Genomic DNA, 12,807 nt, shown 5'->3' with positions numbered 1-12,807 from the left:
GGACGTCATGACGGAGAACGCCGAGAAGTACGTCGCCGCAATCGACCAGGGCACCACCTCCAGCCGCTGCATCATCTTCGACCGGAGCGGCGCGATCGTCGCCGTCGACCAGCGCGAGCACCGCCAGATCTTCCCCAAGCCGGGCTGGGTGGAACACGACGCCACCGAGATCTGGTCCAAGGTGCAGGCGGTCGTCGCGGGAGCGATCGCCAAGGCGGGGCTGCGCGCCGACCAGCTGAGCGCGCTCGGCATCACCAACCAGCGCGAGACGACGGTCCTGTGGGACCGGGCCACCGGCAAACCCGTGCACAACGCGATCGTCTGGCAGGACACCCGGACCTCGGCGCTCTGCAACCAGCTGGGCGGCACGGACGGCCAGGACCGCTTCCGCGAACAGACCGGTCTGCCGCTGGCCAGCTACTTCTCCGGCCCCAAGGCGGCCTGGCTGCTCGACAACGTGCCGGGGCTGCGCGCGCGTGCCGAGCGCGGCGAGATCGCCTTCGGCACCATCGACTCCTGGCTGATCTGGAACCTGACCGGCGGCACGGACGGCGGTCGGCACGTCACCGACGTCACCAACGCCGGGCGCACCATGCTGATGAACCTGGAGACCCTTCAATGGGACCCCTCGATCCTGGCGGCGATGAACGTCCCCGAGGCGGTGCTGCCCGAGATCAGGTCGTCGGCCGAGGTGTACGGCACCGCCGTGGGCCAGCTGGCGGGCGTCCCCGTCGCCTCGGCGCTCGGCGACCAGCAGGCGGCCGTCTTCGGGCAGGCCTGCTACGACGTGGGCACCGCCAAGAACACGTACGGCACCGGCAGCTTCCTGCTGCTCAACACCGGCAACCGGCCCGTCCCCTCGAAGAACGGGCTGCTGACGACCATGGGTTACAAGATCGGCAACGAGGCGCCCGTCTACTGCCTCGAAGGGTCGATCGCGATCACCGGCGCCCTGGTGCAGTGGTTCCGCGACCAGCTCGGCATCATCCGCAACGCCGACGAGATCGAGACGCTCGCCGCGAGTATCGACGACAACGGCGGCGCGTACATCGTGCCCGCGTTCTCGGGCCTGTTCGCCCCCTACTGGCGCTCGGACGCGCGCGGTGTCGTCACCGGCCTCACGCGATACGTCACGAAGGCGCACCTCGCCCGCGCGGTCCTGGAGGCGACGAGCTGGCAGACCCGTGAGGTCGTCGACGCCATGTTCCAGGACTCCGGCGTGCAGATCACCACCCTGAAGGTGGATGGCGGCATGACCAAGAACAATCTGCTGATGCAGCACCAGGCGGATGTCCTGGGTGTGCCGGTGATCCGTCCCCGGGTGTCCGAGACGACCTGTCTGGGCGCGGCCTACGCGGCCGGGCTCGCGACCGGTGTGTGGAACGACCTCGACGAGCTGAAGTCGCACTGGCAGAAGGACGTCGAGTGGACACCGTCCATGGAGGCCTCCGTGCGCGACCGTGAGTACCACAACTGGCGCAAGGCGGTGGAGAAGAGCTTCGGCTGGCACGAGGACGACGTCAGCTGAGACAGGGGTCCACGCGCGCGTGCGTCTCGCCTGAGCCACACGCGTGTGCGGGACGACGGCCCGTACCCCGGTCGGCGGGGGTACGGGCCGTATGCGTGGTTAGGCCCGGATGTGCGGGTCAGGTGGTGACCGGTTCGCGTCGGTCGGCTCCGTACGCCATCGCGTGCTGGACGACCTCGATGAGGACCTCCTTGGCCGACTCACGGTCTCTCGCGTCGCACAGGACGACCGGAACGTCGTCGTCGAGGTCGAGTGCCTGGCGGACCTCGTCGACCGGATACTCGGCCGATCCTTCGAAGCAGTTGACGCCCATCACGAACGGTATGGAGCGCCGCTCGAAGTAGTCGACGGCGGCGAAGCAGTCCTCCAGGCGGCGCGTGTCGGCGAGTACGACGGCGCCCAGGGAGCCGGAGGCGAGCTCGTCCCACAGGAACCAGAAGCGGTCCTGGCCGGGCGTCCCGAAGAGATAGAGCACCAGGTCTTCGCGGAGCGTGATGCGGCCGAAGTCCATGGCGACGGTGGTGGTGTGCTTGCCCTCCACGCCGCTGGTGTCGTCGACCGGGCGGCCCGCCTCGGTGAGCACCTCCTCGGTGCGCAGCGGTTTGATCTCGCTGACCGCGCCGACCAGGGTCGTCTTGCCCACCCCGAAGCCACCGGCCACCAGGATCTTGAGCGTGACGGGCTCGACCGGGGGCTTGCCGCGCTCAGAACGCCCGAAGATCATCGATCTCTTCTCCTGCTTGATGGGGGTCGTGGGACGGAGGGCCGTAGCCCCCGCCGCCGGGGGTTTCGATGACAAGTACGTCGCCGGGGCCGACGTCCGCCGTATCACTTGCGCCAAGTTCCGTGACCGTGCCGTCCGCGCGCTCCACCCGGTTGGCGCCGAGCGCTCCGGGCTCGCCGCCGGCCATGCCGTAGGGCGGGACCCTGCGGTGCTGGGACAGCGTGGAGGCTGTCATGGGCTGATGGAACCGGATACGGCGCACGGCACCGTCCCCGCCGCTCCAGCGCCCGGCTCCGCCGCTGCCCGGCCGGAGCGCGAACTCGTCGAGCTGGACCGGCAGTCGCCATTCCAGGATCTCGGGGTCGGTGAGCCGCGAGTTGGTCATGTGGGTCTGTACGACGGAGGCGCCGGGGAAGCCGTCGCCCGCGCCGGATCCGGAGGCCACGGTCTCGTAGTACTGGTAGCGCTCGTTGCCGAAGGTGACGTTGTTCATCGTTCCGGACCCTTCGGCCTGCACGCGCAGGGCTCCGTACAGCGCGCCGGTGATCGCCTGAGAGGTCTCCACATTGCCCGCGACCACGGCGGCGGGGGCCTCGGGAGCGAGCATCGAGCCACGCGGCACGACGATGTCGAGCGGGCGCAGACAGCCGTCGTTGAGCGGGATGTCGTCGGCGACCAGAGTGCGGAAGACGTACAGGACGGCGGCGTTGACCACCGCGAAGGGTGCGTTGAAGTTGGTGCCGAGCTGCGGGGACGTACCCGTGAAGTCGACAGTGGCGGAACGATTTTCGCGGTCTACGGAGACTCGGACACGGATGACCGCCCCGGAGTCCGTCTCGTAGGCGAACTCACCGTCTTCCAGGGCGTCGATGACGCGACGTACGGCTTCCTCCGCGTTGTCCTGCACGTGCCGCATGTAGGCCTGGACGACATCGAGGCCGAAATTCTCGATCATGCGGGCGACTTCGTCGACGCCCTTCTGGTTGGCGGCGATCTGGGCACGCAGGTCGGCGAGGTTGGTCTTCGGATTGCGCGAGGGGTAGGGCGCCTCGGTGAGCAGGCGAAGTGTCTCGGCCTCGCGGAAGCGGCCGTGCTCGGCGAGCAGCCAGTTGTCGAAGAGGATGCCCTCTTCCTCGATGGTGCGGCTGTTCGCGGGCATGGAGCCCGGCGAGATGCCGCCGATCTCGGCGTGGTGTCCGCGCGAGGCGACGTAGAACAGGATGTGCTCACCCTCCGTGTCGAAGACCGGGGTGATCACGGTGACGTCGGGGAGGTGGGTGCCGCCGTGGTACGGGTCGTTCACCGCGTACGTGTCACCCGGGCGCATGCTGTCGCCGCGTCGCCGGATGACCTCCTGCACGCTCGTGCCCATCGAGCCCAAGTGGACGGGGATGTGAGGGGCGTTGGCGACAAGGCTGCCGTCGGGGTCGAAGAGCGCGCAGGAGAAGTCCAGGCGTTCCTTGATGTTGACCGACTGGGCCGTGGACTCCAGGCGAGCGCCCATCTGCTCGGCGATGGACATGAAGAGGTTGTTGAAGACCTCGAGGAGAACCGGGTCCGCTTCCGTGCCGAGATCGGAACTCTGCGTAACCGCCACGCGTTCCATGACCAGATGCCCGTCGTCGGTCGTCGCGGCCCGCCAGCCGTCGTCGACGACGGTCGTCGCGCTGGCCTCGGTGATGATCGCGGGGCCGGTGACCGTTTCACCGGGGGGCAGTTCCTCGCGACGGTGCAGGGATACGTCGCGCCAGGCGCCGCCCGTGTGGAGGCTGACCGTCTGCGCCGCGCCGCGGGCGGACGAAGAGGTCGCGAGGGCGGAGAGATCGGGGGGTTCGGTGAGTCCGGTGGCCTCTACGGAGAGGGCTTCGACGACGACCGGACGATCGAGGGTGAAGGAGTAGGTGGCGCGATGGCGTTCCTCGAAGGCGTGGGTCATGGTGTCGGGCTGGGTGAGCTCGACGGTGAGCGCCGTGTCCGTTCCGTCGTAGCGGAGTTGGGCGCGACGGGTGACGCGGATGCGGTCCTCGGGCACGTCCTCGGCGAGGAGTTCGGTGCGGGCGGCGCTCTCCAGGTCGTCGGCGGTCTTGAGGATGCCGGGCATCGCGGAGGCCTCGAGGGGTGCCTCCACGGACTGCTCGCGCATGGACGTCGTGTCGGCGAGTCCGATGCCGAGGGCGGACAGGACGCCGGCCATGGGCGGGACGAGGACGGTGCGGATGCCGAGCGAGTCGGCGACCATGCACGCGTGCTGGCCGCCCGCGCCGCCGAAGGTGGTGAGCGCGTACCGGGTGACGTCGTGACCCTTCTGGACCGAGATCCGCTTGACCGCGTTGGCGATGTTGGCCACGGCGATCTGCAGGTAACCCTCCGCCACCTGCTCCGGGGTGCGGTCGTCACCGGTCTTCTCACGGATCTCGCGCGCGAGGGCGGCGAACCGGTCGCGGACGAGGGTGTCGTCGAGGGGCTGGTCGCCATCGGGGCCGAACACCTTGGGGAAGTGGGTGGCTTGGATGCGGCCGAGTGCGACGTTGGCGTCCGTGACGGTGAGCGGGCCGCCACCGCGGTAGCAGGCGGGGCCGGGGTCGGCGCCGGCCGAGTCGGGGCCCACCCGGTAGCGGGAGCCGTCGAAGTGGAGCACCGAGCCGCCGCCCGCGGCGACGGTGTGGATGTCCAGCATGGGCGCCCGCAGCCGGACCCCGGCGATCCGGGTGGTGAAGACCCGCTCGTACTCGCCCGCGAAGTGCGAGACGTCCGTGGAGGTGCCGCCCATGTCGAAGCCGATGACACGGTCGAAGCCGGCGAGCTGCGACATCCGGGCCATGCCGACGATGCCGCCCGCCGGACCGGACAGGATGGCGTCCTTGCCGCGGAACTGACCCGCTTCGGCGAGGCCTCCGTTGGACTGCATGAACATCAGTCGCACGCCCTGGAGCTCATCGGCGACGTGCTGGACGTAGCGGCGCAGCACGGGCGACAGGTAGGCGTCGACGACGGCCGTGTCACCGCGCGGGACGAGCTTCATCAGCGGGCTGACCTCGCTGGAGAGCGAGATCTGCGGGAAGCCGGTGCGTGCCGCCAGCTCGCCGACGGCCTCTTCATGGGCGGGGTGGAGGTGACTGTGCATGCAGACGACGGCGACGGCCCGGATCCCGGAGTCGTACGCCTCCTGGAGGGGCCCGGCAAGGGCGTCCAGGTCGGGGGCGCGCAGGACGGTGCCGTCGGCGGCGATCCGCTCGTCGACCTCGACCACGCGTTCGTAGAGCAGCTCGGGCAGTTCGATCGCGCGGGCGAAGATGTGGGGGCGGTTCTGGTAGGCGATGCGCAGGGCGTCGCGGAAGCCTCGGGTGACGACGAGGAGGGTGCGCTCCCCCTTGCGTTCCAGGAGGGCGTTGGTGGCGACGGTGGTTCCCATGCGGACGGCGTCGATCCGCGCGCCCTGGGCGTCCTGGCCACTGCCGAGGAGTTCACGGATGCCCGCCACCGCCGCGTCGGCGTACCTCGCCCGGTTCTCGGACAGCAGTTTGTGCGTGAGCAGGCGGCCGTCCGGGCGTCGCGCGACGATGTCGGTGAAGGTGCCGCCTCGGTCGACCCAGAACTGCCAGCCTGTCACGTCTGCTCCCCGCTTCCGCCCAGCTCAGAGCGCCCGGAGGCCGCTGATCACGTCGCGCAGAATACTCTCGTCCGGCAGCTCGGCAGGGGGTACGGGACGTGTCACATGGACCATTTCCTCGGTCACGAGGTCCCCGATGAGGACCCGGACCACTCCGATGGGCAGGTCGAGCTCGGCGGCGAGCTCGGCGACCGACTGGGGGGTGTCGCGGCAGAGCTCGACGATGTCCACGTGTTCCGGGGACAGCGAATGGTCGGCTTCGGGGTCGTCCGCGTGGGGCTCCGTGACGACCACTGCTATCAGGTCGAGGCGATGCTGGGCCGGGCTGGTGGTGCGCCCGCGTGTCATGGCATAAGGACGGACCACCGGTCCGGCGTCGTCGTCGAACCAGTGGCGTTTTCCCTGACCGTCTCCGCTCATGCCATCCCACTACCCGCCCGAGGGCAGATCGGTGCGCGGAGCGGCGGCCAGATGTGCACCGACCCGCTTCACCAGGAGCGTCATTTCGTAGGCGACCTGCCCGACATCGGAGTCGGCGTCCGAAAGGACGGCGAGACAGCTGCCGTCGCCGGCGGCCGTGACGAAGAGGAAGGCCTCCTCGAGCTCGACCACGGTCTGCCGGACACCGCCCGCCTCGAAGTGGCGGCCGACGCCCTTGGCGAGGCTGTGGAAACCGGAGGCGACCGCCGCCAGGTGCTCGCTGTCCTCCCGGGTCAGATCCTTGGAGGCCCCGGTGGCAAGGCCGTCGCCGGAGAGCACGATCGCCTTGCTGATGCTGGCCACGCGGTCCACCAGGTCGTCGAGCAGCCAGTTCAGCTCTCCCGACGTCTTGCTGGTCGCGGTGGGCCCTGTGGCCTTCGGTGCGGTCATCGACCGTCCCCCTTCGTCGTTCCTGGTGCTGTGCCGCCCTGGGCCCCGTCGCCCGCGGCGTTCTTCTCGCGGCCCCGCTGCCAGCCCCGCTGGAGCGAGGCCATCCGGCTGCGTACCTCGTCGGCGTCGCGATCGGCGAGTTCCGCCCCCTTCGGGGTGTGGTCCTTGTCGCGCTCGGCCCGCCGTTCGGGTCCGTCCTTCAACTGGGGGGCCAGATTGGCCTGTCGGACGCGGCGGGGCAGCGGGCTCGCACCCGATTCTGCCCCTTGCGTCGCGGCGGCGGAGCCCGGGGTGGTCCCGACTCTGCCCGACGGCGAGCCGGCGGAGCGAGTGCGCCGGGGGAGAGCGGGGGCCTCTCGGAGGCCGGACGCCTCGGAGCGAAGGCCCGGAGTCTCGGGGCGTTCGCCGTTGCGGCGCCCGGAGGTCTCGGTGCGGTCAGTACGCCGGGCGGTCGACGACCGTGCGCTCGCCCTCTCCGCGATGCCTTGCCTCTCCACCGGCTCCAGGACCGGTTCGAGGCTCTCCACCGGCTTCAGCGCGTCGGCGGGCTCCTCGCCCGCCTCGCCGCGCCGGGGCCTCGCCCGGGTCACGGGACGACCGTGCGAGCTGACCAGCTTGGGAGTTCTGCGGCGCGGCAGGGGGACCGGGCCCCCCGCGTGGTCGTCGTCTCCGGAGCGGGCCGTCCCCGCGTCGCCTGCGCGGGGCTGCTGCTGGGGCCGGCGCTGCTCGACCGGGACACCCGCTATGGAGCGGCGCGGCCGGAACAGACCGCCCTGCTCGGCGTCCTCGTCGTCGAGGGCGCCCGGGAAACCGCCGAGCGCGTCCAGATCGACCGGCGCCTCCAGTTCGACCGGCCCGTCCAGGATCGCGGCAGGCAGGCCGGGGAGACGCACCGGTACGTCGGAGAGCACCGCCTTGCGGTCCTCCTCGATCTTGCCCTCCTTCGAGGGCAACGCTCGGTCGAGACGGAAGCCGATGCCGTTGGTGTCCGGGACGTCGTCCGTGAGCAGCGCGTCGGGGATGAACACCACGGCGGTGGTCCCGCCGTACGGGGAGGGCTGGAGGGAGACACGGACGTTCTGCCGCTGCGCGAGCCGACTGACCACGAAGAGACCGAGCCGGTCGGTGTCGGACAGTTCGAATTCGGGGGTCTCCGCGAGCCGCAGGTTGGCATCGAGGAGCGCTTCGGCCGCCATGCCCAGACCGCGGTCGTGGATCTCCAGGGTGAAACCGTTGGCGACGCGTTCGCCGACGACCTGCACGGCCGTGTGCGGGGGTGAGAACACCGTGGCGTTCTCCAGGAGTTCGGCGACCAGGTGCGTGAGGTCGGCGACCGCGGGCCCGGTGACGGCGACGCGGGGCAGTCGGCGTACCTCGATGCGCTCGTAGTCCTCGACCTCGGCGACGGCGGCGCGGACGATGTCCATGAGCTGGACGGGCTTGCGCCACTGTCGGGACGGGGCCGCGCCGGACAGGATGACCAGGCCCTCGGCATGCCGGCGCATGCGGGTGGTCAGGTGGTCGAGGCGGAACAGGTCGGCGAGTTCGTCGGTGTCCTCGGTCCTGCGTTCCATGGTGTCGAGGAGGGTGAGCTGCTTGTGCAGCAGGACCTGGCTGCGGCGGGCGAGGTTGACGAAGACCTCGGAGACACCGTCCCGCAGCTCGGACTGTTTGACCGCGGCTTCGACGGCCGCGCGCTGAAGGGTGTTGAGGGCCTGGCCGACCTCGCCGATCTCGTTCTTGTCGTACTCCAGGCGGGGCACTTCGGTCTCGATGTCGACCTGTTCGCCCCCGGAGAGGCGGCGCATGACGCTGGGGAGTCGGACGCCGGACGCCTCGTGGGCGTCCAGGCGCAGTCGGCGCAGGTCGCGGATGAGGCCCCGGCCGATGCGTACGGACATGACGAGCGAGGCCAGCAGGGCGATGAGTCCGAGGACACCCGCGATGACCGCCTTGACGATGACGCCCGTGGCTACGGGGCTGACACGGTCCTGGTAGTGGTCGCCGGCCTTGTCGTCGAGGTCGGCGAGTTCGTCGAGCACGTGTCCGGCCGCCCGGTCCCAGCTCTGCGCGGTGACACCGTGCGGGGATCCGGCCGGGGAGGTGACGACAGCCTGCTCCGCCACGCGCAGGGGAGCCGTGTCGGCGTTCGACCAGTAGCGCTCGAAGCGGCCGCGTTCCGAGGAGGGCAGCAGCGGCAGGCTGATGTCGTACAGCAGGGTGCGCTGCGCGACGAGATCGGAGATGTCGCGGATGTCGTCGCGGGTGACGCGGCCCGCGACCAGCGCGGAACCGAGGAGGGCGTCCTCGCGGGAGAGCAGTTCGCGGGCGTTGGCGACGTTGACGAGGGCGCGGCCCTGCTTGTCCATCTCCACGTTGTCCACGACGTGGAGGTTGGCCATCAGTGTGTAACAGGGGTCGACCAGACGGTTGTAGAGGTCGAGGGCCTGGGCCCGGTTGACGGTGCCCTCCTCGACACTGCGGCGCAGCGAGTCGACGCCGTCGAGGGCGTCCAGGATGGTGGTGAGGCGCTGTGAGGTGCCCCCGTTCATCTCGTCCCGTACGTCTTCGTCCTTGGCGTTCTTGCGGACCTTCGCCACGGCCCGGTCGGTCGCGGTGCGACTGCGCTTCAGCGCCGCCAGCGCGTCGGAGGCGCGGGGATCGGCGAGATAGACGAGTGTCTGGCGGCGTTCCTGCTGGAGAACGCTGATGGTGTCCTCGGTGGGGTAGCCGATCTTCTCGACGACGTCCGACACGTTGAACAGCTGGTTGGCCGCGCGGCCGGTGAGTACCGTCGCGAAGGCCCAGATCCCCGTCAGGGAGAGGAGTGGCACGAGGAGCAGCGCCACGATCTTCCGGCGGATGGACTTCCCGCGAAAGCGCATGGCCTCCCCCAGCTCGACCCCCTCCGGCCCGGGGGCACACCTGTGCGTCAACAAACGGCGTGAGCCTACTACTGACCCACAGGTAACTCGAAGACGTGTCCGGGCGGTCGCCCGGCGTGAAGAGGGTGGAACCCGGGCTCTTGAGGGAACCGGAGATGGGCAGTTGTCCGTTCATTGGGGGAGATTGCCGCCCCGAATCCGGCATGGCGAGCCGGAGCTCATCGGGCCAGTGAACTTGGTCAGTTGGCCGGAATTTTTCGCTTGTTGGGAATCTTCGGGGCACATTGTTCGTCCTTCTCTACGGGAAATGGGGGCGGAATCGGCCACAGGGGCCGCATGCCGCGTCCAGGCGGCGTAAAACAGCGCAAGCCGGGCAGCCACTGGGGAGCAGGTGTCGTACTGACACCCGTGCGAGGGTCTGCTGGGCGGTGGGGAGTGACAAGTTGATGGGCACGGCGGAGCGGGGCGGGACACCAGGGGTGGGTACTGCGGCGCCTGTGGCGGTGCGATCGGCCACACGAACACCGGGTCGCGACATACCGGCGGACTTGGCGGACGGACGCGACGAAGTGGGCGGACAAGGCGTTGTCACGGACGGGCGCGATCGGGTGAGCCGGCAGAGCATGGCCCTGGAGGGACGCGGCCGGAAGACCGACCGGACGAGTGCCGCCGGGATCGGAAGCGAGCGCATGAGCGCCCGGGCCGTGGCCGAGGGCGGGCCCGAGCCGGTGGGCGGGCGGGGCACGGCCACCGGTGGTCATGAGCAGGCGGTCGGGGAGGGTGCTGCTGCCGGTCAGCGGCATGTCGGCGGGCAGGCGCGGGCCGTCGCCGGGCACGCGGACGGATACGAAGAGCAGGCGTACTACCGGCCGTTGTGGATCGAGGAGCCCGCGCGTCGGCGACGGCTGCCCGATCCGGTGCGTACGTCGGCCGTGCGTGCGGTGCTGATCATCGCGGTGACGCTGATCCAGGCCGTGATCGCCTTTCTGTCCACGCTGGGGGAGTCCTGGCTCGCCTTCCCGATGGTCCTGAGCAGCGTGGCCAGCACGGTGGTGGCCACCTGGGCCGCCCTCGACGTCTGGGTCACCCGCCAGGTGTGGAACCAGCGCAACGGCGTGGTGTCCGAACCGAGCAGCACGGCAAGGACCCTGAGGCGCGAGCGGCGCCGGGCCCGACGGCAGGCACGCGCGACGGAGCGCGCTCAGGAGCGAATACGGCGGCAGGGCGGCGCCGGGCAGTTGTCGCACCCCTGAGTACGGCTCGCGACGAGTACGGCTCGCGACTGAGTACGGTACGACTCGCAGCTGGGCCCGGCTCATGACTGAGCCCGGCTCACGGCCGGGCACGGCACCGGCCAAGGGGCGGGCCTCGTGGACCCCGTGAACGTGGTGGTCCAGGTGGTCCCGGTCCGTGGGTCCGCCCACGGGCCATCAGCTCGCCACGGCGCCCGCCGGCTCCACCGGGTCCTCGCTGCACGCCAGTTCACGGCGTGCCTTCATGAAGGGGCGGGGGCGGTCGATGGACAGCACGGCTGTGGTGCGGCCGCCGCGCTCGTATTGGGCGAGAAGGCCGCCTTCGGCCGGTGCGCCGTCGTCGAGCGCGCCCTCGGTGACGCGGACGGTGTCCGCCGCGTGCCGGCGCCCCGCGAACTGGATCCGCGCGCCGTACTGATCGGACCAGAAGTAGGGCAGGGACCGTGCGCTCTCGACAGTGCGCCCGGCGAGCAAGTTGCGTACCGCGACGCGGGGTTGTTCGGTGGCGGAGGTCCAGTGCTCGGCGCGGGCGCCTCCGACGCGGGCGACGTCGCCGACGGCGACCACCTGCGGCAGTGCGGTCACGCAACCGTCGTCGCACAGCACGCCATCGTGCAGAGCGAGCGTCGAACCGGCGAGCCAGCCGGTGTTGGGGGTGGCGCCGATACCCACGATCACGACATCGGCGGGCAGGACTCGGCCGTCGGCGAGCTCCACACCCGTGACGGTGCCGCTCCCCCGCAGGCCGGCGACACCGATGCCGGTCACGAGGCCCGCACCACCGCGGCGATGCAGGGCGGCGCACACGGCGGCCATCTCGGGGCCGAGTTGGGGAACGAGGGGCAGGGGTGCGGCCTCCACGACGGTGACGTCGTGGCCGAGTCCGGCGCAGGAGGACGCGGTCTCGGCGCCGATGAAGCCGCCGCCGATGACGACGACGTTGCGCGGGCCCCGGGAGAGCTCCGCGCGCAGGGCGCGGGCGTCGTCGAGGGTGCGCAGGGTGTGCACGCCGACGAGGCCGTCCCCCGGGAGTCGGCGGGCCGAGGCGCCGGTCGCGATGACCACGCCGTCCGTGGAGACGGTGCGGCCGTCGTGGAGGAGGACCGTGCGCCCCCGGGCGTCGAGTCCGCGGGCGCGTACGCCGAGCAGCCACTCGGCCTCGAGTTCGGCGGTCTCCTCGGCGTCGGCGAGGGCGAGTTGGGTCTCGTCGGCGCGGCCGGTGAGGAAGTCCTTGGAAAGGGGTGGGCGGTCGTACGGGTGGTGGGGCTCGTCCCCGACGATCACCAGGCGGCCGTCGAACCCCTGGGCCCGGAGCTCTCGGGCGGCGTACAGCCCGGAGAGGGAGGCACCGACGACGGTCACGGTCCTCATGAGGCGCGCTCCTCGGCGCACTCGGTCAGGGCGTTCATGCGGCGGTGCCCTCCTCCGCGGCCAGGTGGACGTGGATGATTCCGTCGTCGACGGTGACGCGGTGGGTGCGGACGGGGCGGCGCGCGGGCAGGCACGTCGGCAGGCCCGTACGGAGATCGAATGAGGCGGCGTGCAGCGGGCATTCGATCAGGCAGCCCTCCAGCCAGCCCTCCGAGAGGGAGGCGTCCTGGTGGGTGCAGGTGTCGTCGATGGCGTACAACTCGCCGTCGGCGTTGAACACCGCGATGGGCGGCGTGGTGTCGACACGGACGGATTCGCCCGCGGGGAGGTCGTCGAGGCGGCAGACGGGAATCATGGGCCCCCCTCTCGGTCCTGGACTCTTCGTCCGGGACCTCCTGGTCCAGGTGGGTCCGGAGACCTTTCGGGTTCCGGACGCTTCGGTAACATGGTGTTTCGCATGGCGCACGAGGGAGCGCTATGCGCAACAGAATCCGCGCGGGGGTCCCGTCACGTCAAGGGCTTCCCGCAGATGCGGCCCAAACCGGGCCGTCAGGTGGTGAGAGTTG

General features: G+C 70.6%; 9 protein-coding genes. 2 read left to right on the top strand and 7 right to left on the bottom strand.

Going from position 1 to position 12,807, the window contains the following annotated elements:
• Nucleotides 1-7 precede the first annotated feature (7 nt).
• Nucleotides 8-1,528 carry a glycerol kinase GlpK gene (gene glpK / locus ACZ7M3_RS21545; protein ID WP_472065194.1) on the top strand — a complete coding sequence of 507 codons (1,521 nt, stop codon included), beginning with the start codon at nucleotides 8-10 and terminating at the stop codon, nucleotides 1,526-1,528.
• Nucleotides 1,529-1,646: 118 nt separating this feature from the next.
• On the opposite strand, the gene ACZ7M3_RS21540 is transcribed toward glpK, so the two are convergent.
• From ACZ7M3_RS21540 to ACZ7M3_RS21520, 5 genes are read right to left on the bottom strand one after another with little or no spacing between them, the layout of a single operon-like run.
• The gene (locus ACZ7M3_RS21540) at nucleotides 1,647-2,252 is read right to left on the bottom strand and encodes a GTP-binding protein (protein WP_472065192.1); all 606 of its coding nucleotides are present in this window, start codon (nucleotides 2,250-2,252) and stop codon (nucleotides 1,647-1,649) included.
• Nucleotides 2,233-5,862 carry a hydantoinase B/oxoprolinase family protein gene (locus ACZ7M3_RS21535; protein ID WP_472065190.1) on the bottom strand — a complete coding sequence of 1,210 codons (3,630 nt, stop codon included), beginning with the start codon at nucleotides 5,860-5,862 and terminating at the stop codon, nucleotides 2,233-2,235. The genes ACZ7M3_RS21540 and ACZ7M3_RS21535 overlap by 20 nt, the downstream gene beginning before the upstream one ends.
• Nucleotides 5,863-5,886: 24 nt before the next feature.
• On the bottom strand, nucleotides 5,887-6,282 hold the full coding sequence (locus ACZ7M3_RS21530) for a DUF742 domain-containing protein (RefSeq protein ID WP_054237191.1): 396 nt from the start codon (nucleotides 6,280-6,282) through the stop codon (nucleotides 5,887-5,889).
• 9 nt (nucleotides 6,283-6,291) lie between these two features.
• Complete coding sequence (locus ACZ7M3_RS21525; protein ID WP_054237190.1) at nucleotides 6,292-6,732, bottom strand: roadblock/LC7 domain-containing protein; 441 nt, start codon at nucleotides 6,730-6,732, stop codon at nucleotides 6,292-6,294.
• Entirely contained in the window at nucleotides 6,729-9,617 is a 2,889-nt protein-coding gene (locus ACZ7M3_RS21520; protein WP_472065187.1) for a sensor histidine kinase, read from the bottom strand. The genes ACZ7M3_RS21525 and ACZ7M3_RS21520 overlap by 4 nt, the downstream gene beginning before the upstream one ends.
• A gap of 689 nt (nucleotides 9,618-10,306) precedes the next feature.
• Between ACZ7M3_RS21520 and ACZ7M3_RS21515 the strand changes: the two genes are divergently transcribed.
• The gene (locus ACZ7M3_RS21515; protein WP_472065245.1) at nucleotides 10,307-10,870 is read left to right on the top strand and encodes a hypothetical protein; all 564 of its coding nucleotides are present in this window, start codon (nucleotides 10,307-10,309) and stop codon (nucleotides 10,868-10,870) included.
• A 177-nt stretch (nucleotides 10,871-11,047) separates the two neighbouring features.
• On the opposite strand, the gene ACZ7M3_RS21510 is transcribed toward ACZ7M3_RS21515, so the two are convergent.
• Nucleotides 11,048-12,241, bottom strand: a complete 1,194-nt coding sequence (locus ACZ7M3_RS21510) for an NAD(P)/FAD-dependent oxidoreductase (protein ID WP_472065185.1) — start codon at nucleotides 12,239-12,241, stop codon at nucleotides 11,048-11,050.
• Between the two features lie 34 nt (nucleotides 12,242-12,275).
• On the bottom strand, nucleotides 12,276-12,596 hold the full coding sequence (locus ACZ7M3_RS21505) for a bifunctional 3-phenylpropionate/cinnamic acid dioxygenase ferredoxin subunit (RefSeq protein ID WP_095855871.1): 321 nt from the start codon (nucleotides 12,594-12,596) through the stop codon (nucleotides 12,276-12,278).
• Nucleotides 12,597-12,807: the final 211 nt, after the last annotated feature.

The organism is Streptomyces sp. NPDC111656 (genome assembly GCF_055656965.1).
Note: the sequence above shows the minus strand (reverse complement) of the source record. Positions and strands in the feature narration are given on the sequence as shown.